General features: G+C 48.2%; 26 protein-coding genes. 4 read left to right on the top strand and 22 right to left on the bottom strand.

All coding sequences use genetic code 11. The features are described from left to right. Nucleotides 1-36: 36 nt before the first annotated feature. The 4 genes from tuf to rpsO form a co-directional block, all read right to left on the bottom strand. Nucleotides 37-1227: an elongation factor Tu gene (tuf, locus tag EKM96_RS03605; protein WP_125639854.1), complete on the bottom strand. Its 1191-nt coding sequence runs from the start codon at nt 1225-1227 to the stop codon at nt 37-39. A 180-nt stretch (nt 1228-1407) separates the two neighbouring features. Beyond that, entirely contained in the window at nt 1408-2373 is a 966-nt protein-coding gene (locus EKM96_RS03600; protein WP_225417582.1) for a hypothetical protein, read from the bottom strand. An 80-nt stretch (nt 2374-2453) separates the two neighbouring features. After that, entirely contained in the window at nt 2454-4301 is a 1848-nt protein-coding gene (locus EKM96_RS03595; protein WP_125639851.1) for a ribonuclease J, read from the bottom strand. A gap of 473 nt (nt 4302-4774) precedes the next feature. Continuing rightward, a complete protein-coding gene (gene rpsO / locus EKM96_RS03590) occupies nt 4775-5044 on the bottom strand; it encodes a 30S ribosomal protein S15 (protein ID WP_061775921.1) in 270 nt (89 codons plus the stop codon). Nucleotides 5045-5321: 277 nt separating this feature from the next. Here rpsO and rpsT point away from each other — a divergent pair, with 277 nt between their 5' ends. Then, nucleotides 5322-5576: a 30S ribosomal protein S20 gene (gene rpsT, locus EKM96_RS03585; RefSeq protein WP_061775920.1), complete on the top strand. Its 255-nt coding sequence runs from the start codon at nt 5322-5324 to the stop codon at nt 5574-5576. A gap of 72 nt (nt 5577-5648) precedes the next feature. On the opposite strand, the gene holA is transcribed toward rpsT, so the two are convergent. The 17 genes from holA to pdhA form a co-directional block, all read right to left on the bottom strand. Beyond that, entirely contained in the window at nt 5649-6683 is a 1035-nt protein-coding gene (holA, locus tag EKM96_RS03580; protein ID WP_125639848.1) for a DNA polymerase III subunit delta, read from the bottom strand. Between the two features lie 2 nt (nt 6684-6685). Beyond that, entirely contained in the window at nt 6686-8938 is a 2253-nt protein-coding gene (locus tag EKM96_RS03575) for a DNA internalization-related competence protein ComEC/Rec2 (protein ID WP_225417581.1), read from the bottom strand. Next, on the bottom strand, nt 8938-9417 hold the full coding sequence (locus EKM96_RS03570; RefSeq protein ID WP_125639845.1) for a ComE operon protein 2: 480 nt from the start codon (nt 9415-9417) through the stop codon (nt 8938-8940). The genes EKM96_RS03575 and EKM96_RS03570 overlap by 1 nt, the downstream gene beginning before the upstream one ends. A gap of 47 nt (nt 9418-9464) precedes the next feature. Continuing rightward, a complete protein-coding gene (locus EKM96_RS03565) occupies nt 9465-10073 on the bottom strand; it encodes a ComEA family DNA-binding protein (protein ID WP_125639842.1) in 609 nt (202 codons plus the stop codon). Nucleotides 10074-10233: 160 nt separating this feature from the next. After that, entirely contained in the window at nt 10234-11280 is a 1047-nt protein-coding gene (locus EKM96_RS03560; protein WP_125640328.1) for a SepM family pheromone-processing serine protease, read from the bottom strand. Next, the gene (gene coaD / locus EKM96_RS03555; RefSeq protein WP_125639839.1) at nt 11276-11770 is read right to left on the bottom strand and encodes a pantetheine-phosphate adenylyltransferase; all 495 of its coding nucleotides are present in this window, start codon (nt 11768-11770) and stop codon (nt 11276-11278) included. Before coaD ends, EKM96_RS03560 begins: the two co-directional genes overlap by 5 nt. Beyond that, a complete protein-coding gene (rsmD, locus tag EKM96_RS03550) occupies nt 11767-12330 on the bottom strand; it encodes a 16S rRNA (guanine(966)-N(2))-methyltransferase RsmD (protein WP_125639835.1) in 564 nt (187 codons plus the stop codon). Before rsmD ends, coaD begins: the two co-directional genes overlap by 4 nt. After that, nucleotides 12327-12611: a YlbG family protein gene (locus EKM96_RS03545; RefSeq protein ID WP_125639832.1), complete on the bottom strand. Its 285-nt coding sequence runs from the start codon at nt 12609-12611 to the stop codon at nt 12327-12329. The genes rsmD and EKM96_RS03545 overlap by 4 nt, the downstream gene beginning before the upstream one ends. An 11-nt stretch (nt 12612-12622) precedes the next feature. Then, nucleotides 12623-13777 (bottom strand): FtsW/RodA/SpoVE family cell cycle protein, encoded by a 1155-nt coding sequence (locus tag EKM96_RS03540; protein ID WP_125639830.1) that lies wholly within the window; start codon nt 13775-13777, stop codon nt 12623-12625. Nucleotides 13778-13926: 149 nt separating this feature from the next. Then, nucleotides 13927-15771: a translational GTPase TypA gene (gene typA / locus EKM96_RS03535; RefSeq protein ID WP_125639827.1), complete on the bottom strand. Its 1845-nt coding sequence runs from the start codon at nt 15769-15771 to the stop codon at nt 13927-13929. 136 nt (nt 15772-15907) lie between these two features. Continuing rightward, nucleotides 15908-16699 (bottom strand): inositol monophosphatase family protein, encoded by a 792-nt coding sequence (locus EKM96_RS03530; protein ID WP_125639824.1) that lies wholly within the window; start codon nt 16697-16699, stop codon nt 15908-15910. Continuing rightward, nucleotides 16699-16992: a UPF0223 family protein gene (locus EKM96_RS03525; RefSeq protein ID WP_125639821.1), complete on the bottom strand. Its 294-nt coding sequence runs from the start codon at nt 16990-16992 to the stop codon at nt 16699-16701. Before EKM96_RS03525 ends, EKM96_RS03530 begins: the two co-directional genes overlap by 1 nt. A 3-nt stretch (nt 16993-16995) precedes the next feature. Then, nucleotides 16996-17901, bottom strand: coding sequence for a Rossmann-fold NAD(P)-binding domain-containing protein (locus tag EKM96_RS03520; RefSeq protein WP_125639818.1), 906 nt, complete (start codon nt 17899-17901; stop codon nt 16996-16998). Nucleotides 17902-18047: 146 nt separating this feature from the next. Continuing rightward, nucleotides 18048-19475, bottom strand: coding sequence for a dihydrolipoyl dehydrogenase (gene lpdA / locus EKM96_RS03515; protein WP_125639814.1), 1428 nt, complete (start codon nt 19473-19475; stop codon nt 18048-18050). A gap of 7 nt (nt 19476-19482) precedes the next feature. Further along, a complete protein-coding gene (locus tag EKM96_RS03510) occupies nt 19483-20820 on the bottom strand; it encodes a 2-oxo acid dehydrogenase subunit E2 (protein WP_125639811.1) in 1338 nt (445 codons plus the stop codon). Nucleotides 20821-20895: 75 nt separating this feature from the next. Continuing rightward, nucleotides 20896-21873 carry an alpha-ketoacid dehydrogenase subunit beta gene (locus EKM96_RS03505; protein ID WP_061775906.1) on the bottom strand — a complete coding sequence of 326 codons (978 nt, stop codon included), beginning with the start codon at nt 21871-21873 and terminating at the stop codon, nt 20896-20898. Nucleotides 21874-21875: 2 nt separating this feature from the next. Next, a complete protein-coding gene (pdhA, locus tag EKM96_RS03500) occupies nt 21876-22991 on the bottom strand; it encodes a pyruvate dehydrogenase (acetyl-transferring) E1 component subunit alpha (RefSeq protein WP_125639806.1) in 1116 nt (371 codons plus the stop codon). A gap of 277 nt (nt 22992-23268) precedes the next feature. On the opposite strand from pdhA, the gene def reads away from it, so the two are divergent. Further along, a complete protein-coding gene (gene def / locus EKM96_RS03495) occupies nt 23269-23829 on the top strand; it encodes a peptide deformylase (RefSeq protein WP_125639803.1) in 561 nt (186 codons plus the stop codon). 91 nt (nt 23830-23920) lie between these two features. Here def and EKM96_RS03490 read toward each other — a convergent pair whose 3' ends face one another. Further along, a complete protein-coding gene (locus EKM96_RS03490) occupies nt 23921-24424 on the bottom strand; it encodes a hypothetical protein (RefSeq protein WP_125639801.1) in 504 nt (167 codons plus the stop codon). Nucleotides 24425-24624: 200 nt separating this feature from the next. Here EKM96_RS03490 and EKM96_RS03485 point away from each other — a divergent pair, with 200 nt between their 5' ends. Both EKM96_RS03485 and rnjA read left to right on the top strand, forming a co-directional pair. Beyond that, on the top strand, nt 24625-24843 hold the full coding sequence (locus EKM96_RS03485) for a DNA-directed RNA polymerase subunit epsilon (RefSeq protein ID WP_125639798.1): 219 nt from the start codon (nt 24625-24627) through the stop codon (nt 24841-24843). Continuing rightward, the gene (rnjA, locus tag EKM96_RS03480; RefSeq protein ID WP_125639795.1) at nt 24840-26519 is read left to right on the top strand and encodes a ribonuclease J1; all 1680 of its coding nucleotides are present in this window, start codon (nt 24840-24842) and stop codon (nt 26517-26519) included. Before EKM96_RS03485 ends, rnjA begins: the two co-directional genes overlap by 4 nt. Nucleotides 26520-26578: the final 59 nt, after the last annotated feature.

Here is a 26578-nt window from a genome sequence, read left to right as displayed (position 1 = left end):
GTCCCTCTTTAAGGTACAACTAATTAATCGAGTTAATTAGTCGTCGATTACCGTAACAGTACCGGCACCAACAGTGTGGCCACCTTCACGGACAGTAAACTTAGTACCCTTTTCAATGGCAGCTGGTTGGATCAGTTCAACAGTGAACGTCACGTTGTCACCAGGCATAACCATTTCAACGCCATCAGGCAATTCAATAACACCAGTGATATCAGTGGTGTGGAAGTAGAATTGTGGACGGTAGTTTGAGAAGAATGGCGTATGACGGCCACCTTCTTCTTTGCTCAAGATGTAGACTTCACCCTTGAACTTCTTGTGGGTTTGGATCGAACCTGGCTTTGCAAGTACTTGGCCACGAACAACTTGTTCACGGTTAATACCACGAAGTAAGGCACCGATGTTGTCCCCAGCTTCACCAAGGTCAAGCGTCTTACGGAACATTTCAAGACCAGTAACAGTCGTCTTCAGTACGTCGTCATGTAAACCAACAACTTCAACTTCGTCACCAACCTTGACTTCCCCACGGTCGATACGACCAGAAGCAACAGTCCCACGACCAGTGATCGTGAAGACGTCTTCAACTGGCATCAAGAAAGGCTTGTCGTTTTCACGTTCTGGCGTTGGGATGTAATCATCAACAACATCCATCAAGTGAAGGATAACCTTTTCTTGTTCTTCGTCGCCTTCAAGAGCCTTCAAAGCAGAACCGCGGATAACAGGAATGTCATCACCAGGGTAATCGTATTCTGAAAGCAACTCACGGACTTCCATTTCAACTAAGTCAACCAATTCGTCATCATCAACTAAGTCGGTCTTGTTTAAGAAGACAACGATGTAGTCAACACCAACTTGGCGAGCAAGCAAAATGTGTTCACGAGTTTGAGGCATAGGACCATCAGTTGCGGCAACAACCAAGATAGCACCGTCCATTTGGGCAGCACCGGTGATCATGTTCTTGATGTAGTCAGCATGTCCTGGGGCATCGATATGCGCATAGTGACGCTTCTCAGTTTCGTATTCAACGTGGGCAGTGTTGATCGTGATACCACGTTCACGTTCTTCTGGAGCTGCATCAATATCAGCGTAATCTTCGGCCTTTGCTAAACCTTTGCTAGCAAGTACCTTAGTGATTGCAGCAGTTAACGTCGTTTTCCCATGGTCAATATGGCCAATAGTACCAATATTTACATGGGGTTTAGTTCTTTCATAATGTTCTTTTTCAGCCATTAATGAAACCCTCCTGTATTTTATCGCAAGGATAACTAGTCATCGTAAGAAAACTAACTACCCTTTGCGTAAAATTATACTACTTCTTTTCGGAAAGGGAAAGCTGGAGCCCTCTCAAAAAAGAATCCTTGACCAGTATATATGCTGAAGAATTATTTGTAAACTAAAAAATCAATGAATTTACGGTTTTTCGGGATTTTCAGCACTTTCCGGCCCCATTTGCCCTAATAAATCGGCAATCAGCCCTTCCAATCGTCGCTGCCAGTCGCAAATCGCTTTTAATTCGCCACTGGTGACCTCTGGATCAAGTGGTCGCCCTGCTAGATTTTGAATCCAGGCTAAGGGACTTGTGATCACGCGATCAATGTAAGGATACAACATCATCAGTTGCAGTGTCACGGTCTGTTGCAGCCCAGCCGCCTTGACCGGATCCTGCTGCCCCAATTCAACCTGAAGATACCGTTGAATAGTCTGGGCGGCTTGGCTCTTTCCCACCGGTTCCAAGTCATTCGTGGCCACGCTGGCCGTTGTCCCATCAATCCAGGTTAGCTGGACCGTATCCGCGACCCGCAACCGCATAAGTTCTTCCAGTAAGGTCGCTTTCATCAATGGGTGTAGGAACGGATCAACCAATAAGAATCTGAGTCCCTGCATGAATTCCTTAAGTGGAAGCTGCTTTGCTCGCTCATAGCGTCGTCGCTGTTCACCAAACGATACATCCCCCAAATGAGAAAATTGTTTGGCAATTACCCGTTGCTTAGCGGCCAACGATTGCCGTGTCACTTGCTCCTCAGCGGCAATCTCTGCAAGTCCCTTGGCACGCCACGATTTGACTGCCGGAAGATTCACAAACTCACGAGCAAAGATAAACTGTTGATTCGCCAAGGCCACCTGTAACCGCAATTCAAATAACCGCTGGGAACTCAGGTAACTGGCATCCGTTTCCGCCGCATACTGTTCGGCCGCCAAAAACTGCTGGTCATGATAGAGGCTCGCCACCAGATAATGATTGAGACTCGTCACCTGCTGCTCCTGATATAAGGCCTCAAAGGCGGCGCTGGCCTCTGAATAATGCTCACTCTCAAAGGCGCTGACGGCTTTTTTAAAGGCCGCTTGGTCCATGAACTTATCTGGTTGTTCTTGCACGTCAATTTCCTCCTTATGTTCCTCGCTGATTGCAGGGATCAAAATGGACCGACGGCCTAATCGGCTCTCGGTCCATGAAATTATTTCTTTTGGTCGGTTGTTTCAGCCTTTTCTGGCCGATGATGTTTACGGTTACGATGAGCCTTGTGACTTGGTTTGTTGGCTGGTTTGTTAGCAGCCTTACTTTCCTTAGCCTTGGACTCCTTAGCTGGTGTCGCTTCCTTATCATCTTTGCCCTTACCCTTAGGCGTGGTCCGACGATGATGCTGGTTCACTTCCATGATAACTGGCAAGATCACTGGACGCCGATGCGTTTGGTCAAAGAGATAATGGCTCAAATGTTCCCGCACATCCTGTTTCAAGTGGCCCCAGTCAAATTCCTTGTTATCCAAGTTATTTTGAACGGCCTTACGGATAATTTGGGCACTCTCTTGCATCAAGTCCTTATTAGCCTTCACGTAAACGAAGCCACGAGACGTAATCTTAGGCTCTGCGACAATCTGTTTCTTCTTACGATCAATCGTCACAACGGCAATGAAGATCCCATCATCTGCCAAGACCTTCCGATCCCGCAAGACAATATTACCGATATCACCAACGCCGATACCATCAATCATGGTGTCACTGACGTCAATACCATCACCCAGGCCCATTTGCCCGTTAGCATAGGTTAAGACATCGCCCTTAGCCAAGATAAAGATATGGTCAGCCGGAATGCCTAATTCCATTGCCGCCTGAGCATGAGCATTCAGTAGGCGATACTCCCCTTGAATAGGAATCAAGTATTGGGGCTTTAAGAGATTCAACATCAATTGCAAGTCGCGCTTGTAGGCGTGACCCGATGAATTCATCTCATCAGAAATGGCCTTAACCTCACCACCAGCACGGTAAATCATATCCCGTGTCTGAGCAACGGTCGTGTCCATGGCGTGTGAAGGCGTCGTGGTAATGTAAACCAAGTCACCTTTTTGAATATTAATGGTTTTTTCCTGTTTGTTAGCCATTCGTTGAATAGCCTTAATGGGTTCACCCATCTTACCCGTTTGTAAGATCACAATCTGGTTAGGTGCCAGGCTATCAAGTTGTTCTGGCGTCACCAAAAGGTCATCGTCAAATTGTAGCTTGCCCAACTTCATCGCCGTATTGACAATCTTTTCCAGGTCTTGCCCGGTCAAACAAACCTTCCGGCCAGTCTCTGCAGCGGCATCAAATACCTGTTGAATCCGTAAGATGTTGGAAGCCACACAGGCAACGACCACACGACCTTCTTGATAGTGGAAGGTCTCCTCAATTGACTCGGCAATCGCTTGCTCAGAAGCGTTCATGGTTGGATTCTCAGCATTTGCCGAGTCCCCAAGCAAGGCCAGGACGCCTGCCTGACCAATGGCGCCTAAACGCGCATAATCGGTTTGATACCCAGGCTTTGCCGTTTGATCGAACTTGAAGTCCCCGGTGTAAATGATCTGGCCTTCGTCGGTCTTCAAATCAATCCCAAGTGATTCTGGAATCGAATGGGTTGTTGAGAAGAAAGAAACGGTCACGTCACCAAAGTCAATTTCAGTCTTTTCATCGACGACATGGAAATCGTCGTAATTCTTCAATTTATCTTCTGACTGAACACCCAGCTTGGCCAGTGCAATGGTCATTTCCGACCCAAACACAGGAACCTTAAATTCGCTGAGGAAGTAAGGCAAGGCGCCGATTGCATCGGCATGCCCATGGGTCAAGAAGACCGCAACAATTCGCTCTTTATTTTCCCGTAAGTAGGACCAATCTGGAATAACCACGTCAATCCCTAATAATTCGTTTTCAGGGTACTTCAACCCACAATCTAAAATATAAATACCGCCGTTAATATCTACAGCGTACAAGTTCTTCCCGTTTTCGCGGACACCGCCAAACGGAATGATTTTAATATTTGCACTCATAAGTTCACCTCAAGTATCTTCGATAGTTTCAATTTATTTTTCGACTAGTTTATTCGTCGAAAGAATCTTCAGAGCTTAAAAAAAGCCCCAGTCGTCCGTGATCAAGCTTTCTTTAGTGTACCCCATTTGGCTCACTTTTAAAACCATTGTTGACTCTATTGCCGTTATTCAGTCAATCTACAAAGTCTTGCGACCACTAAATGCCCTCAGTTACTCGTGGCTAGACAGCTCTCACCGGCATCGCAGAGGGTCGTCATCCACACTTCCCCATACATCACACCAAGGCAAAACGGCCGTCTCTCACGTATGGAAAATCAAGAAATAAAGGGTGGCCCACATTTATTTGTGAGCCACCCTTTAAGATTTTCCTATCGCATCGAGTATAATCAGGCAGATAAAAGCCCGTTGGCAAAAAAATTTTGACACAAAAAAACCCACCCTCCAATGAGAATGGGTTCGAGCAAGGCAGTCGATTAACGACGAAGGCCCAAGCTCTTGATTAATTCACGGTAACGTTGAACGTCAGTCTTCCGTAAGTAAGCCAAAAGGTTACGACGGTGACCAATCTTCTTCATCAAACCACGTTGTGAATGGAAGTCTTTCCGGTGAATCTTCATGTGGTTGTTGATTTCGTTGATATCAGCAGTCAATACAGCAACTTGGACTTCGGTAGAACCGGTGTCGCCTTCGTGACGTGCGTATTGGTTGATGATTTCGTTTTTCTTTGCTTGACTAATAGCCATGGTAAATGTACCACCCTTCAATATAAGTGCCTCAAACTGAGTAAGTCGTCGGTGGCCGGCGAGCGAACTAAGTGAGAGGTTTGTGCTTAGCACAGTTATCTATCATACTGAAGTTCGCCTCGAATAGCAAGGATTTTTAGCAAACCGCCTATCAAGTAAAATTACTTTACATTTATCTGCCAAAAGTATTGCATTCAGTCTTTTCGTTCTGTATAATTACATACGTTGAAATTAAGATTTCCGGTACCAGGATTTCTCATTCGGAGGTGAAATTTTCATGCCAATTATCAAATCTGCTATCGAACGTGCCAAGACTAACGTTAAGGCTAACGAACGGAACTCCGCACAATTAAGCACGATGCGGACTGCTGTTAAGCGTTTCGAAGCTGCTAAGACTGCCGGTGCTGACAACGCGGAAGAATTATACCGCCAAGCTAGTGCTGCCGTTGACAAGGCTGCTTCAAAGGGCTTAATCAAGCGGAACAAGGCATCTCGTGACAAGTCACGGATGGCTGCACGTTTAGCAAAATAATCAATTAATCAAACGATTAGATGATACATTCAGGGCGTCAACCAATATGGTTGACGCCCTTTTTGGTTACGATTAAGCCCGAACGGTTTGTCCGGCGAATTGTGTCATGAAGAGTGAGAATAGCATTTCTGGGTCGAGTGGCGTTGATTTCATTTGTTTCTCGACCCTAAAGAGCCCGAGGTAAGCTCGATTAAGATCCGTTAGCTGGAACCGACGTTGTGATTGTAAGGCTAGCTTGATTCGATAAGGATGAACCTTTAGGATGCTGGCCAGCTTTCCCTGACTATAGCCCTGCTTGGCCAAGACCTTAGTCTGGATTAGCAGTCTGAACTGGCCTTGAAGAATCGCATTAATCTTGAGTGGCTCCTCTTTTGCCTGAAGCAGCTCACGATACAGGGTCACGGCGCCGGCCGTATCCTTTGCTAGAACCTTATTGACCAGGTCAAAAACATTTTGTGTCAGGGTCTGCGTCACCAACCCCTGAACCGCGATCAACTTAATCTCTTTATCCGGTAACGAAAAGAGCTCAAGTTTTGGCAACTCACTCATCATCAAGGTCAGATCGGCATCCGTCCTTTGAATGAGCTCATTGAGTGCTGCTTCCGCCAGGGTATAGCCATCCGCCTTGAGTCGTGACTGAATAAACTGGCGTGTGTCCCGTTCATTGAATTTTCCTAAGTCGATGGTCGTCGCAATCTTCTTCAATTGTTTAACCACTTTTTTTCGACCATCTAATTTGTCATATGGGGCAAAGAAAGTCAAAATCGTGCTGGGCATCGGCGATTCTAGATATTTCTGCAAACTATCGATATCATGCGTGACCTTTTGCTTTTTCGTCTCTCCAGTTAAAAATTGTGGATTATCAATACAGACCACCCGGCGTTCACCAAAAAACGGTGCCGCCATAGCATCATCCAAGGCGACTGCTAAGGGAACCGTGTCCATATCGTAACTGGCAAAGTTCATGGTTTGTTCCTCTGCTGGAACCAATTGCTTTAGACCCGCTTTAATCCGTCGTTGTAAATAGTCCGCCTGTCCTAAGATAAGATAAACCGGCGTTAGTGATTTCTGATCCTGTAGGCTTTTTAAAAGTTCCGTAATTGACACGCTTATGGTCTCCCTCCAAGTTTGGTTTGCCACTGCCCCCGTTCGCCACGATAAACATAGCGAATCATCCCACTGGTTTGGGTGCTCAGGGCGGGCAAATGAGCCTGTGCCAACGTTGTTAACGTCTCCGGATTGGGATGCCCATAACGGTTATCCCGACCGGCAGAAATGATGGCCAGACGTGGCTGAAGCTGTTGAATAAATGCTGGAGCCGATGCGGTTTTACTCCCGTGATGTCCTAATTTTAACACGTCAGTCTGCAACTGGGAATCGGCCGTCATCATCTTTTGTTCTCCCGGCCGATCCAGGTCGCCCATGAACAAGAAGTTCAAGCCGCCGGCCTGGGTCTGTAACGCTAAGGAGTTCCCATTTTCGGCGGGAGCCGACTCATACGGATGGCGAACCAGCACCGGCAGGGGCATCCCCACTTTAATCGGCAATAACTGGACGCCCTGTAGATTCAGCCCCCGCTGCCAGCTGGGTTCTCGCTCCATTCCTGCAGGAACCAGAATTCGTGTCACTTGCATCTGGTTTAAGAAGGCCGGCAAATCACCAATATGGTCGGTATCATGATGGGTCAGATACAAGTCATCTATCCGATGAATGCCCCGACTATGTAAATAATTAATCGACGTCGTCTCTGCACCATATCGTTTTGGGACCCGTTTAGCCCATGACGGTTGTGGAAACGCTAATCGTCCGCCAGTATCAATTAAACTCACCCGGCGATTAAAGGGCTCACGCAATAGAATACTGTCGCCCTGGCCAACATCAAAGTACGCCACCTCACCCGTCAGCGGCCAATGATTCCAGCCAAACATTCCGGCATAGGTCACAATCAGAATGCCAACCCACATTTTTCGTGCCTTGACGGGTCGGCTGAACAGGTGCCAGGTCAGCACGACCCACAACCAGGCCACCCACCAGATGGGCTTCCCCACGAGCAGATTACCCGGCAGTTGCCCAACTAACCGTAGGAGGCTGTCAAAACCACCCAACAGGCGACTACAGGCCCAACTCACCCGTGGAAACCAGGGAAAACTAACCGTCCCCACCACCGTCAGTGGCAAAATAACCGTCGGAAATAAGGGGACGACCAGCCAGTTTGCGACCACCGTTAATAGATGCCACTGAAAGAAAGCGGTCAGAATCCCTGGCAGGCTTAGCAAGGTAAGCCCTAACTGTCGCCAAAAAAGTGATTCGTGTTCCCATAGAATTAGGCCAAGCGACAAACCATAGCTTAGCTGACCACCTAATTCAAACAGCAACCCTGGATTGACGACTAACCCAATGACCAGCGCCAGCGACCAACTGGTTAACCGATCAAGACGAAAGCCAAGTCGCTTCCCCATTAATCGACTCCCATGCATCAGGCACGCCCGCAAAACACCGCTACCACTGCCCGCCAAGATTAGATAGCCTGGTAGACTCGCCACAAGTCCCCATTCCCACCATTCTCGGGGCAGCCGACCGTGCACGGCCAACCATTCCAAGGCCCCTAGAAATAGGGCCACATGGAGCCCGGAGATGGCAAATAAATGGAGTAATCCTAGGCTCTTCATCCCCTGCATCTCCTCGACAAAGGCGCTGCTCTTGCTGCCAGGAAATAGTCCCAGCGCATAGACGGATAAGGCGCTAGGAAGCCGCTCACAGTAATGGATGAGCCTGGCCCGCCAATGATGCCATGTATCTGGCCATCGTTGCCAGATCGTCTGCACGCTTGCTTGTCGCCGATCTATCGCGGTTAGTTTTACCGATCGCACAATGCCTCGATGAAACCAATAACGCGCTGCATCAAATTGATTAAAATTAGTGGCCGGCAACAAGCCCGTGACTTCCCCCGTTACCTGCCAGGTCTGCGGGCGGTCGACCGCTTGGAGACTCATCTGTTCACTAGCCGATCGTAATTGACCATGAACGGTTACCCAGTCATGACTGGTCATATCCTGCCCCACAAAATAATACCCGGTCCCTCTCAAAACAATCGCATCCGGTTGTACCCGAATTTTCATTGACTGAACCTGTTTGACGCCAAGAGCTAATTGACGGTGACTCAATCGTTCCTGATGGACCCAAAGCCAACCGCCAAACAGGCCACCACCAATAACGGTCACAATTAAAACTAAGCGAGACTTCAAGGTCAAAACGCGGAATAGCACCACCAGCAGGAGGACCAGCCCGCCCCAAAGGTGACCACCGGCCAAAACACTAATCGCCGCGAGCGTTAGGCTTAGAAAGAAACACGCCAGCGTCACTAGTCGTCCGTTGGCAAATCAGCCTTCAATTGGTTTAAAAGTTGGGGATCAACGGACACTTGATGTAAGTCCACCTGCTTAAGGGCAATTAATTTTTCCGCATAGGGATCGTTATGATAATTCCGCAGATAACTGATCTTCCTAATTCCCGCCTGTAGCAGCATCTTGGTACATGGCAAACATGGAAAGTCCGTCACATAAATTTCAGCGCCATCAGTCGCCTCGCCAAACTTAGCACATTGCAAGACCGCATTCATTTCGGCATGAATCGTCCGAACACAATGGCCATCAACTAAATAACACCCTTCGTCTAAACAGTGATCATCACCGGACACCGATCCGTTATAACCGGCCGCGATGATCCGCTTGTCACGAACCAGCGTCGCGCCCACTGACAAACGGTTGCAGGTGCTCCGCGTCGAAATCACCAAAGCCTGCAACATAAAATATTGATCCCATGGAATTCTTTTCTCTGCCACCGTCATGACCCCATTTCATTTATTTTTATTGGCTAGTATACCACGCGCTAGGTGGTTAACTGATCGGCTAGATTGGCCACCGTCTTATCACCAAAGCCAGGCACCTGGGCCAAGTCCTTCACGGATTGAAAAGAGCCGTGATCGTTTCGATAAGCCACAATTTTTTCGGCCTTCTTCTCGCCAATACCGGTGAGCTGCTGAAGCTCCGTGACTGATGCCGAGTTCAGATTAACTACCGTTGTGGTACTCTCACTGGTCGTCTTCGTGCCAGTCGTCTGAGTCGCCGCCGCGGGAGCCTTTTCACCCTTCAGTGGCAAGTATAATTGCTGCTGGTCGGTCAGTCGCGCCGCCAAATTCACCTGACGGCGATCGGCTCGCGGTACCAGCCCGCCGGCCGCCTTTAAGGCATCAGCGACTCGCATCTCACTGGTAAACTGGTAGAGCCCTGGATGGTTAACTGCTCCCTGGATATCGACAAAAATCCGGGTGGGATGGCTCACCTCACTTCCCGAATGCGACTCTCCACTCTTGAGTGGGGTGCGTGCCCCAGTCTGGTTGTTGCCAGTCGCAGAGCTCGATCTCATCGTTGGTACGACGCCAGGCGGGCTGGCCTTAAGGGGTGTCAACAACCCCCACCCCATTAAAACAACTGCCATGCCAACCGCTACCCCTATCCCTATCTGCCATATTCGCGGTAATCGCCGCCACCAATCGCTGATTCGCTGCACATCCTCGCCTCCTATACCTCTTAGCTCCGTCAGCGACGCTTAAAAACTTTTCCGACAACAAAAAAGATTGCCATCACTGGCAATCTTTTTATTTTTCCAAGTATTTAACGGCATCATTAAAGTTCTTAACCGGAACGACTTTCATATTTGGGGCATACTTCTTAGCCGTTGACTTGGCCAACTGATAATTCGTCTGATGATGTTCTTCATACTTCAAGAGTAGCTTGGTAGGCTTCACGTATGGCGCAAAGAAAACCGTGGCCCCCGCTCTTTTGGCGGCAATAATCTTCTTATCAATTCCACCGATTTCACCCACATCACCGTTGCTGTCGACGGTACCGGTTCCGGCAATCTTCCGTCCCTGGCGCAGATTCTTTCCGGTCACCTGGGTATAGATCTGTAGGCTAAACATCAGTCCACCGGAGGGTCCCCCAATATTTCCCGGATTAACCGTGACTTTGGGCTTGGCCGTGACTTTGACGTTATCCGTCAGAGTAATCCCAATTCCTGCCTTCTTGGTACCTGGTAAGGTCATCAGCTTGGCCGTTGCCTGACGGGTATGACCATTATGTTGGTAGGTCACCGTCGCCCGTTGGCCAACCTTCTGCTTCTGAATGTAGTGTTGGTATCCCACCATCGAATTGAAATGCCGGCCATTCACCTTGGTAACTGTATCGCCAACCTTCAGCGACTTGGCAAACGGTGAATTTTTGGCCACATTAAGGACATAGATGCCTAGATACTGCCGACTAACCGTCTTATTTGCGGCCTTATAAGCCGTATAAATAGATTCGTTAATGGCGCTCTGCATATAGAAGTTCTGAACCCGATCATAGGTCGCATTGCTTTCCCCACCGGTGACCGCATCCGCACTTTCAACACTAAAAGTGGGATTGAACTTAGCGTACAAGTAGGAAGCCGGTCGCGCCTGAGCCAAGGCAACCGATGTGATCATGAACTTCCCGCCGCGCTTGTCGGCATGACCTGGCATGCTAACGAACGACTTCAAATCATCGGCGCTACCTGGGCCTTCGATGTATTTGGGCAATGGCCAAAAGAAAAAGGCCAAGACCGCCACAACAAGGGCAATGGTGATTAAAATCTGCCGACCTGCTCGCTGCCATACTCGTTTAATCACGTGTCCGCCCACTTTCTAATCGATCCACCAAGGCCGTTGCCACAGCCGGTGGCACTAGCTTGGATAAATCGCCACCAAACTTGGCGACCTCTTTTAACAGACTGGACGAGACAAACTGATAGCGACCATCTGCTAACAAACAAACGGTCTCAATCTCAGGTGCCAAGGCCCGATTCATCCCCGCGATGCCCTGTTCATACTCAAAGTCCGTTGCGTTTCGCAAGCCCCGAACCAAAGCCGTGGCATGCACTTGCTTCATGAAGTCGACGGTGAGACCAGCTTCAATCCGAACCTGCACATTGACCAGATCTTGAACGCTGGCTTCAATGAAGGCAACCCGTTCGGCCGGTGTAAACACGCTGGCCTTACTGGTATTCTGACCAACCACCACGATCAGCTGATCGAAAAGGCGACTGGCCCGTTGAATCAGGTCCAGGTGGCCATTGGTTAAGGGATCAAAACTTCCCGGAAAAACAGCGAGTGTCATCCCACATCACTTCCTAGTTCATAAATAGTGATTTCAGTAATGCCATAGTCCCGGCGTTCAATCAGGTTGAACCCAGCAATGTCGTCAGGCAATTGTGCCTGCTGGTCAGTCTCACAGATAACTCGGGCGCCGCTATTCAACAATCCGAGCTCCCGCAGACGATCCATTTCGGCCATGATCTTTTGCTGAGCATATGGTGGGTCAAAGAAGACTAGGTCAAATTTGTCCCCTCGATCGGCCAATTCGGGGATAGCCCGATTGGCATCACGTTTCAAGATTTCAAATTTTTCTGGCGCCTTGGTCACCGCGACGTTGTCCTTAATCGTCTTGATCGCCGCATATTGCCGGTCAATCAGGACGGCCTCAGCAACACCCCGGGAGACCGCTTCAATACTCAGACCGCCTGAGCCAGCAAATAAGTCCAGACTCCGACCACCATCGAAATAGGGGCCAATCATATTGAACAGCGCTTCCTTAACCTTATCGGTCGTTGGTCGAGTTGCCATGCCAGGGACCGCCTTTAATCGCCGTCCGCCATACTCTCCTGCAACAATTCTCATTCTTCCTCATCCTTTAAATCTGGGGTTTGTAAATCTTCCGCGACACCATTAAAAGTTTCTCTAATGTCCGGGCGTTTTGAAGCCACCACGCGCTTAACAAAGCGTAGATGGCTCAGTTGTTCCGTCAACGCCGGAACTGCATCACGGTTCACGTAAAGCACCACGTAGCGCATCTTCTTGGAGACGTACATGACCGTTCCGTAACGCTTTAACTGCCGTGTTTGTTTGAGACTATAGGTGTAAACAACTAAGCTTTGTCGTTCTTGCATTTCAAATGCCATTGGTCCACCTCCTAATGGGTCAATCGATAATGTTTCTGACGCGTACTAATATTAAGGACAACCCCCATGACCAGGGCCAGCGTCCAAGTACTGGACCCCCCGTAACTGATAAATGGGAAGGTAACCCCGGTAATAGGTAGCATTCCCAGCACCCCACCTAAATTAAACAGCGTTTGAACGGTCAGATACGTGGCGGTACCGTAACAAATCAATGATTGATACGTTGAATTACTCCGAATACCAACCAGAACCGTCCGGAGAATAATCAGGAATAAAAGGGCGATGATTCCCAGGGCCGTAATGAGTCCCAGTTCCTCGGCTAAAATCGCCATAATAAAATCGGTGTTGGGTTCAGGTAGATAGCCTGTTTTTTGAATACTATTTCCCCAACCCACCCCAAAGATCCCCCCATTGCTAAGCGCATAGTAGGAATTAACCAGTTGTTGGCCAACCGATTGGGAATGTTCGAACGGATTGATGAAAGCCACAATTCGTTGTAGTTGATAATTATTTTTGGCGAAGCCCATTTCCGAAACCTTGACGACAATTGGGAAAAGAACCCCAACCACCGCAAGAAAGGCCGCCCCAAAAATCAGCATGGCCCCTTTCCAATTGAAGCCACTCGCCAAGACCATGACGAAAATAATGCTGGCATTAATCGTTGCCCCACCAAGGTCCGGTTGCAAGAAGATTAGGCCAACGATACCCAGGCAGATGATCAGTGGCCACCGCATCGTCGCCCACCAACCCTCGAGTTGAATCTCATCCTGCCGTTTGGCATTGACGTTGGCCAGCCAAATAATCACATAGAATTTCACGAATTCGGCGGGTTGGATACTGATAGGTCCCAGGTGGAACCAACCGGCCGCCCCATTGATCGTCTGTCCCATGACCAACAAGAGCGCCAAGGATCCTAACGCAACATACCCGGCATACTTCAAGACATTTTTATTGCGGAGTTTATTAATGTTCATCATCGTCATAAAGGCCAGAATGCACAGCCCCATGATAACGTAAATGGTCTGCTTAACCAGGTAGCTAAATGGGCTACCGCCATTTTGACTACCGATATCCGCACTCGCGGAATATACCATAACAATCCCGAAGATACTCAATATCAGGTACGGGACTAATAACCAATAATCTAAATATTTTAACTTTCGCATACGATCAGTTCGCTCCAAATCTACCGTTTCTTACGGTAATCGAATGTTTATATTATAGCATAGCTCCGCGGCCATTTTTGGATAAAAAAACCGGTAACACCCGTGGTTGACCACGTTTGTTACCGGTAAAGTTTTATTTAAAGTTAAGATTACTTACGAGCAGCGGTCCGGCGCTTCTTAGCAGCCTTTTCACGTTCACCCGTGTTCAGGATAGTCTTCCGTAAACGAACATGTTCTGGGGTGATTTCACAGTATTCATCTTCGTTGATGAATTCAAGTGATTCTTCCAAGGACATCTTCAATGGTGACTTAACCTTAGCAATATCTTCAGACCCAGCGGCCCGGACGTTGGTTTGGTTACGACCACGCGTAATGTTAACGGAGATATCGTTATCACGACTGTTTTGGCCGACGATCATCCCTTCGTAAACTTCGGTCCCAGCATCGGTAAAGATTAACCCACGGTCTTGAACGGCCATGATGGCGTACGTGGTAACCTTACCAGAGTTGATGGAAACTAAAGTCCCGTTGTGACGACCAGGGTTCCAGTTCTTGATAACAGGGAGGTACTTCGAGAAGGTATGGTTCATGATCCCGTAACCACGAGTCAAGGACAAGAATTCAGTTGAGTAACCGATTAACCCACGTGAAGGTGCTAAGAAAGTCAAACGAGTTTGACCGTTCCCAACGGCTTCCATGTTCTTCATTTCACCCTTACGTTGAGAAAGTGTGTCAATGATTGAACCGGTGTATTCGTCAGGCGTATCGATTTGAACGGATTCAAATGGTTCGCAACGAACATTGTCAATCGTTCTGTAGATAACTTCTGGGCGAGATGCTTGTAATTCGTAACCTTCACGACGCATCGTTTCGATCAAGATGGACAAATGAAGTTCACCACGACCGGATACGACCCAGGCACCAGGATTGTCGGTGTCATCAACTCGTAAGGAAACGTCGGTATGAAGTTCACGCTTCAAACGTTCTTCGATTTGACGAGACGTCACAAACTTACCTTCACGACCAGCAAATGGTGAGTCGTTGGTCCGGAAAGTCATCTGCAAGGTTGGTTCGTCAATCCGCAGAACTGGAAGTGGTTCAAGATGGTCAGGCGCAACCACCGTTTCACCAACGTTGATTTCTTCCATCCCGGAAACGGCAATCAAGTCACCCGCTTGGGCTTCGTTGATTTCCAAACGCTTCAAACCGAAGAAACCAAACAACTTGGTAACCCGGAAGTTTTGCTTAGAACCGTCAAGCTTCATAACAGTAACACTGTCACCGACCTTGATCTTCCCACGGAAGATCCGGCCAATCCCGATACGACCAACGAAGTCGTTGTAGTCCAACATAGCAACTTGGAACTGTAATGGTTCGTCGCTGTTATCAATTGGTGCTGGGATGTGCTTGATGATGGTTTCAAAAATTGGCTTCATAGTGTGTTCTTGTGAAGAAATTTCTGGTTCGTAACTAGAGGTCCCGTTCATGGCAGAAGCATAAACAACTGGGAAGTCTAATTGGTCTTCGTCAGCACCCAATTCGATGAAGAGGTCTAAGACTTCATCAACGACTTCGGATGGACGAGCGCCTTCACGGTCAACCTTGTTAATAACCACGATTGGGGTTAAATGTTGATCGAGGGCTTTCTTCAGAACGAAACGAGTTTGTGGCATCGTTCCTTCGTAGGCGTCAACGACAAGCAAAACGCCGTCAACCATGCGCATGATCCGTTCCACTTCACCACCAAAGTCGGCGTGTCCTGGGGTATCCAAGATGTTAACTTGTTTGTCGCCATAACGGACGGCAGTGTTCTTGGACAGGATCGTAATACCCCGTTCCTTTTCGATAGCATTAGTATCCATGGCACGGTCTTCAATAGACGCGTGTTCGTCTAACGTATCGGACTGTTTGAGCATTTCGTTAACCAAGGTGGTCTTACCGTGGTCAACGTGGGCAATGATGGCAATGTTGCGGATATCATCTCTGATTTTCAAGTGTATTTCTTCCTTTCGTGCTTGGTGAATTAGATGGAATCACGGCATGCTTACTGAGTAAGTACGCTTAGTGTAGCGTCTATAACTGGTAAAGTCCATCCGTACCAGCCGGCCGCATAAAAAAACTGTGACAGTGTCACAGTGAGACGTCATCTTCTTCAATTTGGAGAATATCACGTTGCGCCTTTTCCGTCGCTACTAGTACAAGGTTAGATGATAACATATCGAGCGGTTGCCCGTCAATAGTTGTTACTTGACACCCTAACGCTTCCAGTAGGACTTTTCCGGCCGCAATATCCCAGGGCTTGAGATAGGAAATATAGCCCAGCGTCTTACCTAACATGATATTAATTAATTCAATCCCGGCACTACCATAGACCCGCATTCCGGCACTGGCATGGACAATGGCCTGCATATGACTGACGTCATGGACGACCAACGGGCCGCTGGCCCCAATTAACCCATCAGCCAAGGCAATGTTGGCCGGCGCTTCTAAACGTCGTTCATCGGCATAGACACCGCCTAAGGCCGGTCCGCCATGGTACAAGACGTCTTGCATGACATCATAAATGTAGCCTAATTGGCCAACTCCATCCTGATAAATCCCAATCATAATGGCAAAATTGTCACGTTGCTTAACAAAATTCATCGTCCCATCGATGGGATCGACAATCCATACACGACCCTTCAGGTCCTGAAGGGCATCACCAAAGCCCTCTTCACCTAAAACGCGGGCGGTCGGATCGATTTGGTGAATCTGCTTAATTAAGAATTGCTCGTTTGACTTGTCGACGTTAGTCACAAGGTCTTTACGATTGGTCTTCTCGTTGACGGTCAATGGTGCCTGCATCTTTGTCAGAACCTGTTCTCTGGCCGTTTTCAATAGATCAGTTACCTGTTTATTCAGTTGCTGCCATTCCTCTGCCATTAGTTGCGCTCCTTCATTTTGATCTGACCATCGTTCTGTCGTGCAGCCTTAACCGTTCGATAAATACTGTATCCCGATGCCGTCTCAAAATCGCGGTCCAGCTGCTTTTCTTCAAATTTTTGTGGAACGACCTTCTGAAAATCACGATAGGCCCTCACTAAGTCGTTGGCTGCCACGCCATGCCCATCTTCATAGGCTGCTTCAACCAATTGATAAAGATTGGTCACCGCCACGATATCAGTCGTTGACCAGTCTGGAAATAATGGATACTCATAGTTTGAACTCGTTGCCATGCCTTACTTTCCCTCCGTTTGTTGGCCTTCAATGGCCGTAATGGTTGTTTTTAATTCACTAATTCCGGCCGCATAATCCTGTTGTTCGTCTTCGGACAGCACGAGATTTGTTAGCCGATGCACGCCCGTGGCATTGACCAGGATTGGTGTAGCCGCCGCATACGTCTCTTCACCCGGCTGAATATTAGTCACGGTCTCAATAACGGGTTGCTCGGCTAAAATGGCCTGTAAGAGATGAATGAGCCCGAGTAGCCGTAACGTTTCTAATTGTTCAGTCGCCTCACGACGTAACCAATTCCCCACCTTGCTGAGATCGTCACCACTAAACTTGGCGTCCTCATTGGCCAGATACATCAGAATTGGCGTTGGCCCGACATAGGTTCGACTCCAGGCCACCGTTGGATTGGCGGCACTACCGACCACCGTTGCTCGAATCGCTGCGGCTCCTAGCCCCAATTGATCGGCCAATCGATGAGCCAATAATCGCGTTAATGGATAAGTCCCCAATCCCCATATTTGTTCCGTCGGTAATCCTGAAAAATGACTCGCAAAGCTGGTTAATACGTCATCCTCGCGGCCAGCAAAGACCAGTTGGCCCTTGAAGCCATTCTCAACCATGTGATTCAACAGACGTCGAAGTTCAGCAACCCGTTCAACCTGAGGTGTATGTTCTTCGGACCGGTCAAGAATCACCACCCAATGGGCTTGCCCATAGTCAGCCGCCGTTCCCACGCGGAGACTCAAATGAGCACACACCGTGCTGGCAACAACCAACGACTGATAACGTGGTGTGTCGTCCAGAGTATTGGGCATAACCACACAGTCCACCGGCAAATCTGCAACTAATAATAATTGAATCAATTGACTCGCTTGTTCTAAATTACCTTGAATGATTAACGTCGGTTTCATGATGGGCCCCCTTTTTTACGTAAAATTCTCACATAGACTTATTATAGGTGAACCATCAGGGATAGCAAGCTGGAACGCTCACTCAACCCAAAAAGGAGTCACTCCGAAGAGTGACCCCTTAAGACTGCTCGCAACTGCCCGTCACACTAGATGTGTGTTGGGAAGCCCATTGCGATGTCAGCCGCTTCTTGAATTGGTTCGTTTAATGTTGGGTGTGGGTGAATGGTCAACGCAACGTCTTCAACGTTTAAACCGTCGTTAACAATGGTTGAGAGTTCACCAGCCATGGTGCTGGCTTCAGGGCCAACCGCTTCGGCACCCACGATGTTCTTGTTGTCATCATCCGTGTAGATGAAGCGAACAAAGCCATCAGGTGAGTCCAGAGAAACCGCCCGCGCATTCCCAGCAAATGGGAATTTCGCCGTCTTGACCTTGATACCCTTGTCTTTAGCAGCTGATTCACTGTAGCCAACAGTGGCAATTTCAGGATCAGAGAAGCAAACCGCAGGAACACTCAGCCAGTCGTTAGCCGTCTTCTTACCGGAAATGGCACCGGCAGCCGTCTTGCCTTCTGCAAAGGCCTTGTGAGCCAAGGCAGCGCCAGGAACAACGTCACCAACGGCCCAGATGTGTTCTGAGTCGGTCCGACCTTGGTTATCCACCTTGATCAGCCCATGGTCATCCAATTTAACTTTGGTGTATTCCAAGCCTAAGTCATCGGTATTTGGCCGGCGTCCAACAGTTACCATGCAGTAATCGGCTTTAATCGTAGATTCCTTGCCATCAACTGCATAGGTCACGCTGACACTGTTGTCATCTTGAGTAGAACCCTTAGCCATCGCATTCGTGATGACGTCAACGCCCTTCTTCTTCAGCTTCTTCAGAACAACAGAAACCATGTCCTTTTCAAAGTTAGGTAAGATCGAGCCCGTTCCTTCAATGATCGTCACGTGAGCACCTAAGCTGGCATAGGCACCAGCCAATTCGGTTCCAACGTACCCACCACCAATGACAACAAATTCCTTAGGAACTTCTGGCAAGCTCAGACCACCGGTGGAATCGACCACCCGACCATCGAACTTGAACCCAGGGATTTCAATTGGGTGTGAACCAGAAGCGATAATGATGTTGTTAAACTCAAAGGTTTGACCGGTATCGGTGGACATAAATTGCTTTTCACCGGTAGGCATGACCCGAAGTTGAGTGTCACTAAGGAAGACCGCTTCACCATTGACAACGTCAACGTGATGCTTCTTCATCAGCATCTTAACCCCACTCGTCATCCGGTCAACCACTTTGGTTTGCTTCCATTCTTGCGTCTTCTTGAAATCAATGACGGCAGAGGAAGTCGAAATCCCATAAGTGGATCCATCCTTGGCTTGTTCTAAACGGTGACCAGCTTGAATCAAGGCCTTGGAAGGTACACAGCCAACATTCAAGCAGACACCACCCAAGGTATCGGATTTTTCTACTAAAGTGACCTTTTGGCCTAATTCAGAAGCCCGAATTGCGGCAACGTAGCCGCCGGGTCCGGCACCGACGATGACGGTGTCCTTTTTTTCAACATCTGCCATATTATTCCTACCCTTCCATTAACAGCATTTCTGGATCATGAAGCAATGCCTTTAATTCGTTTAAGATATTTTGAGCTAGGGCACCGTCGATTAACCGGTGGTCGTAACTCAGGGAAAGCTTCAGCATCCGGCCAACCACGATGTCGCCATCATCGTTAACGTAAGGTGCCTTTTCAATCCGCCCAACACCTAAGATAGCCACTTCAGGTTGGTTGATAACTGGTGTGAACCAGCCACCACCGATGGAACCAACGTTACTGATGGTAATGGACCCACCAGACATTGCGTCAGGCTTCAACTTATTGTCGTAAGCAGCTTGGGTGTTTTCGGTAATTTCCTTGGCAATTTCGAACATGCCCTTGGAATCAGCGTTCTTAATGTTAGGAACGTAGAGTCCATGTTCAGTGTTCGTCGCAATCCCGATGTTGTAGTAATGCTTCGTGACAATTTCTTCAGTCGTGTCGTCAATGGATGCGTTCAGGTCTGGGAAGTCCTTCATAACAGCAACTAAGGCCTTAACGATGTATGGCAAGAACGTCAGATGAATGTCCCGGTCAGCAGCGGCTTGCTTGTACTTCTTGCGGTTAGCCATTAAGGCTGATACTTCCACTTCGTCGAATGAGGTGACGTGAGGTGAAATGTCCTTTGAAGTTCGCATGCTCTTAGCAATAATCTTCCGCATTGCTGACATCGGTTCGCGAGTTTCAAGGTCAGGGCGGTCAGCCTTCCAAGGCTTGATAGCACTGCCACCGGCACTCTTAACGGCACCAGTGTCACTGGCAGCGGCTGCGGGTGCAGCAGCTGGAGCGGCAGCCCCATTAAAGTTATCGATGTCGGCCTTCAAGACTTGACCATGGTTACCAGTTGGGGCAACCAAAGTAATGTCAACACCCTTGTCCCGTGCGTATTGACGGACAGAAGGCATCGCCATAACTAGTTTATTTGGATCAGAAGCAGCCGGAACGCCTGCTGGTGCAGCTGGGGCTGCGGCAGGTGCTGGCGCTGGTGCAGCGGCTGGTTCTGGAGCTGGAGCAGGTGCCGGAGCGGCATCTTCAGCAGGAGCAGCATCGGCGTCGCCGCCCTTAGCCAAATCAGGAGCAGCGGCTGAACCATCGTCAATCACAATCAATGGGTCACCAATTTCAACGGTGTCGCCTTCCTTAGCAACAATTTGTGAAATAGTACCAGCAACTGGTGATGGTAATTCCGAAACAGACTTATCGTTTTGGATTTCAACTAATGTGTCGTCTTCCTTAACCGTGTCTCCTTCTTTTACTAGCCATGAAGAAATTTCGCCTTCAGCCATTCCTTCACCAAGCTCTGGGAGTTTGAACGTATAAGCCATGGGAAAACTTCCTTTCTTTCATCTAATGCAGGGTGTCTCCCACATTGTTAATTTTCATTTTAGTTAATTGATGTTTTAGTAGTTGAAGATTTCACGTGCCTTGGCTTCAATGTCATCGGCATTTGGAATCCAATCGTTTTCGGCCTGAGCAAATGGGTAAACGCTATCTGGCGCTGCAACCCGGCCGATTGGGGCATCCAAGGACATGATCTTGTCTTCAGCAATGTCGGAAGCAACCACGGCACCAACACCAGCCATCCGTTGAGCTTCTTGAATGACAACAACCTTGTGGGTCTTATCAATAGAAGCATAGATGGTGTCTGTGTCAATTGGTGACAAGGACCGCAAGTCAATAACTTCGGCAGAAATGTTGTCCTTTGCCAATGCATCGGCCGCCGTCAAAGCTTCATTAACTTCGGCACTGTAGGCAACCAACGTGATGTCAGTTCCTTCACGAACGACCTTAGCGGAGTCTAATGGAACCGTGTACTTTTCATCAGGAACTTCATCCTTCATTGAACGGTACAGCTTCAGGTTTTCCATAAATAGAACCGGATCGTCACTTTCAACAGCCGAGATAACTAAGCCCTTAGCGTCGTATGGGTTGGCAGGTGTAACCACCCGTAACCCTGGGGTGCTAACGAAGTAGTTTTCCAAGTTATCTGCATGCATTTCGGCGGTATGAGTCCCACCACCAAATGGTGTCCGTACCGTAACTGGGAAGTTCTTTTGGCCACCGAACCGGTAGTGATCACGGGCTAATTGGCCAACAATCCCATCCATCGCTTCGAACGTGAACCCCATGAATTGGATTTCTGGAATTGGCCGCCAACCGGTTAAGGATAACCCGATTGCCAAGCCTAAGATCCCGGATTCAGCCAATGGCGTATCGAAGACCCGGTCTTCACCGTATTTGTCTTGTAAGCCAACCGTAGTCCGGAACACACCACCGTTTTTACCAACGTCTTCACCGAAGATCAGGGTCTTAGGGTCATCGCCTAGGACTTGATCTAGACCAGAAGTGATCGCTTTAATATACGTCATTTTAGCCATGATTACTTCGACTCCTTTGCTTCAAATTCGGCAATTTGCTTCTTAACAGCTGGAGTAGGAACGTTGTAAGTCCACTTCAAGAAGTCAGAAACCTTTTGTGCCGGAGCTGCTTCAGCATCCTTCATTGCACTCTTGAATTCGTCTTTGTATTCTTCGACTAACTTGTCTTCTTGGTCTTGTGACCAAACACCCTTGTCAGTTAATACTTTCCGCATCCGAATCAATGGGTCGGCATCGAACCAAGGCTTTGTTTCTTCGTCGGTCCGGTAACGAGAAGGATCGTCACCAGCTGAGGAGTGAGCACCGTAACGGTAAGTCAGCGTTTCAATCACGACTGGCCCGTTACCGGCAGCAGCAAATTCACGAGCTGCTTTGGAAACTTCGTGAACGGCCACGATATCCATCCCATCAACTTGGACGGAAGGAACACCCATGGCAACCGCCTTTTGTGCCAAGGTTTCGGCAGCGGTTTGCTGGTAGCGTGGAACTGAGATTGCCCAGCCATTGTTTTGAACGAAGAAGACAGCTGGTGCTTGATAGGCACTGGTGAAGTTAACCCCTTCATACCAGTCCCCTTGAGAAGTCCCACCATCACCGGTGTAGACAAAGGCAACGCGATCTTCGTCGCCATTCTTCTTAATCCCCAATGCAACCCCTGCGGTTTCAACGTATTGGGCACCAATGATAATTTGTGGGAACATCATGTTAGGATTTTCATGTTGATTACCTTCAACATGTCCTTTTGACCATAAGAAACCTTTGGCAACGGTAGTCCCGTGTTGAATCATTTGTGGTAAATCACGGTAGGCTGGCAATAGGAAGTCTTGCTTCTTAAATGCGGTAACACTTCCCATTTCACTAGCTTCCTCACCGGCCGTTGGAGCATAAAAACCGAGACGACCCTGACGGGAGAAGTTCATTGTTTGTTCGTGTAGCGTACGCTCCCAAACCATTTTCTTCATGAAGTCGACAAGTTGGTCATCTGAATATTTTGCCAACGTGTCTGGATCGACGACCTTGCCTTCCCGATCAATCACTTGTACCGGGTGTTTGTATGGATCGGCCATCGTAGCTTTGATCTTGGCAAAGTCTACAATCTGTTTGCTTCCATTAGCCATAAGTAACACTTTCCTTTCACTAAATATGAAATTGTTAACTAAAAGTGAGTTAACGTTGCGTTTCCTGACTACGCTTATAAAGTACCATTTTTTCACAACGCTTGCAAGCCCTTTCATAGCGATAAATAAAGGGATTGGACCAAATCGCTTGAGCCACTTGTGATTGTTTGTTTTCCTACTTTCCTGAAAGCCGCAACCGTTTTCTTTTCATTTCATATTTCACAAGGGGTATGTTACAATTAGTGATAATTATGATTAAAATGTGGAGGTAATGCGCTTGTTTCTCATGAAAGATATTGTCCGCGACGGCGACCCCGTTTTACGACAGGAAGCGGCTGATGTCGCCTTTCCCTTGTCAGCGGAAGACCAACAGTTAGCAAAAGACTTAATGGAATACCTGGTTGTTTCACAGGATCCAGAACAATGTAAGAAGTACGGTTTACGAGCAGGCGTTGGTTTAGCGGCTCCCCAAGTCGGCGTGTCCAAAAAAATGGCGTCCGTCTTAGTCCCTGCCCCAGAAGAAGGCGGCAAGTCACCCTTTACCGATGTAATTATTAACCCCGTCATCGTGTCCGAATCCGTTCAGGCCGGTGCCCTGACGGAGGGTGAGGGTTGCCTTTCCGTCGACAAAGACGTTCCTGGCTTTGTTCCCCGCCACGACCGCATCACCCTGCGTTACTTCGACGTCAACGGTGAGAAACATCAGGTTCGGCTAAAGAACTATCCGGCCATCGTCTGCCAACACGAAATCGACCATCTCCACGGCATGCTGTTCTACGACCACATTAACAAGGACCATCCTTTCGAAACCAATGAAGATATGATTATGATTGAGTAATCTAAAAAGAAGCTCCGACTTTTGACGAGTCGGGGCTTCTTTTTTATCATTTTAGTCTCAAGTAAGAATTTATATCTTTATATAGAAGAAACTAACGCACGGCTGGATCGTTTAACTTCTTTAAGTCCTTCAAATATTCAACCGTAGATTCATTCGTCAGATAAGCCACATCAACGTGCAGCCGTCCTTCGTAGACCCAGATGTCACTGACAACAAAGGCTGGGCCGTCGTTAATCCCCTTCAGGTCATGGTCGGCACCAAAGCTAGCCAAGGCGTCGTTAAAGGCCACTTCCAATGCCCGCAGACGATGCTTTGCATCCATCCCCACCGGCAAGACGTATTCGAAGGCCATGACACCACGCCCCCAAACATCGGCTACCGTTTCAATCGAGCTAATTTGGCTTTCCGCGTCAGTCAACACGTCGTCATTGACTAACCGACGAATGGCGGCCTTCACGGCAACGTCCGTGTCATCCTGGGCAGAACGCCGAACCATCCGCGTTGCCCGCTGGACAATGGAACGGTGAATCAGTTCATAAACAACTATGGCAATGAGTATCCCGATAATTATCTCAATAATTAATGATGGGGCCATCTTGATCCCTCCGTTCACTACACTCTAGCATAATCATAGCATGTTTTGCCGTCTAGGGGTAATTCTATACAATCATCAGAAACTATGCTAAAATTGTGCTAATTGTTGTGTGAGCAACCCGCAGTTCGGAGGGACATAAATGATTCGTCACCTGTTCAACAGGCCGAATTAAATTAGTAATTTAAAAGGAGTTTTGCCACTTGATTTATAAAGTCTATTTTCAAAACGATCAGAAGCGTAATCCTAAGCGCGAGGATACGCATTCACTCTACGTTGAGGCGGACACCGAGGTTGAAGCCCGTGCCCAAGTAGAAGCACACACGGAACATAACATCGAATTCATTGAAGCCATCGAAGGAAATTCTTTAGCTTACGAACAACAGAATCCGAATTATAAGGTGACGGAGTTCGGTGAATGAACAAGCTAAACGTCAAAAATAATGAAACGGCGATTTTTGGCGTGGGTGGACTGGGTGAAATCGGGAAGAACACCTATGGTATTCAATTCCAGGATGAAATCATCCTGATTGATGCCGGGATTAAATTTCCAGAGGACGAACTATTAGGAATCGATTACGTTATCCCCGATTACCAATACCTCGTTGAAAACCAGGCCAAGATCAAAGCGCTAGTGATCACCCACGGCCATGAAGACCACATTGGGGGTATCCCCTATCTGTTAAAGGCACTGAACGTTCCTGTGTACGCAGGTCCCCTTGCCTTAGCACTGATTAAGAACAAGCTTGAAGAACACGGATTACTTAAATCAACTGAGTTACACACAATTGACGATGATACTGTGCTTAAGTTTCGTAAGATGAGTGTTTCCTTCTTCCGGACGACCCACTCCATTCCTGATACCTTAGGGATTGCCGTGCATACGCCGGTCGGAACAATCGTCGAAACGGGGGACTATAAGTTCGACTTAACCCCTGTTACGAACCAGCCGCCTGATCTGCAAAAGATGGCTAAGCTTGGTGCCGATGGCGTCCTTTGCTTGATGTCAGACAGTACCAATGCCGAACGACCAATCTGGACGAAGTCAGAGAAATGGGTAGGTAAATCCATCCGTAAGATCTTTGACCAAGTCGAAGGCCGGGTTATCTTTGCCACCTTCGCTTCTAACATTTCACGGATCGAAACGGCCTGTGAAACGGCCCTGGCCCATGGACGGAAAATTGCCGTCTTTGGCCGGTCAATGGAAGCCGCAATTATTAACGGCCGTGAGTTAGGCTACCTGAACATCCCTAACGAAGCGTTAGTCGATGCCAATACCATTCGTTCCCTACCCGCTAACAAGGTTATGATTCTTTGTACCGGGTCACAAGGGGAACCAATGGCCGCCCTCTCACGGATTGCTAATGGCACCCACCGGCAAATTTCCATCCAGCCGGATGATACCGTTGTCTTCTCGAGTAACCCAATCCCTGGGAACACGATTTCCGTTAACCGGGTGATTAATGAGCTAGAAGAAGCCGGTGCCAACGTTATTCACGGTAAGGTAAACAATATTCATACGTCTGGTCACGGTGGTCAGGAAGAACAAAAGTTAATGTTACGGCTCATGCAGCCTAAGTTCTTCATGCCAATTCACGGTGAATACCGGATGCTGAAGATTCATACCGAACTCGCTGAACAATGTGGCGTGCCATTAGACCACAGTTTCATTCTACAAAACGGGGACGTCCTAGCCTTGACCAAGGACTCCGCCCGAGTTGCTGGTCACTTTACCGCTGGCGATGTTTACATCGACGGCTCTGGTATTGGTGATATCGGTAACGTTGTTCTTCGCGACCGGCAGTTACTTTCCGAAGAAGGCTTGGTTGTGGTGGTTGCCACGATCGACCTGAAGAATCAGGAAATCAAGGCCGGCCCCGACCTCTTATCTCGTGGATTCGTCTACATGCGTGAATCCGGTGAACTATTAAATGAAGGACGTCGTCGGGTCTTCCAGACCATTCGACGGGCCATGCGCAATCCCAAGGCTACCGAAGCTTCGATTCGTAACGCCGTCATTGATGACCTGCAAAACTTCTTATTTGAGAAGACTGAGCGTCACCCAATGATTCTGCCAATGTTCATCATGACTAAGTAATTGAAGATTAATCAGGGATGTGCAAGTTGCACATCCCTTTTTCTTATGACAATGCTAAG

It is taken from the genome of Levilactobacillus tangyuanensis (assembly GCF_003946545.1).
Lineage (GTDB): Bacteria > Bacillota > Bacilli > Lactobacillales > Lactobacillaceae > Levilactobacillus > Levilactobacillus tangyuanensis.
The sequence above is the reverse complement of the archived record's forward strand: the minus strand, read 5'-3'. Positions and strand labels throughout refer to the sequence as shown.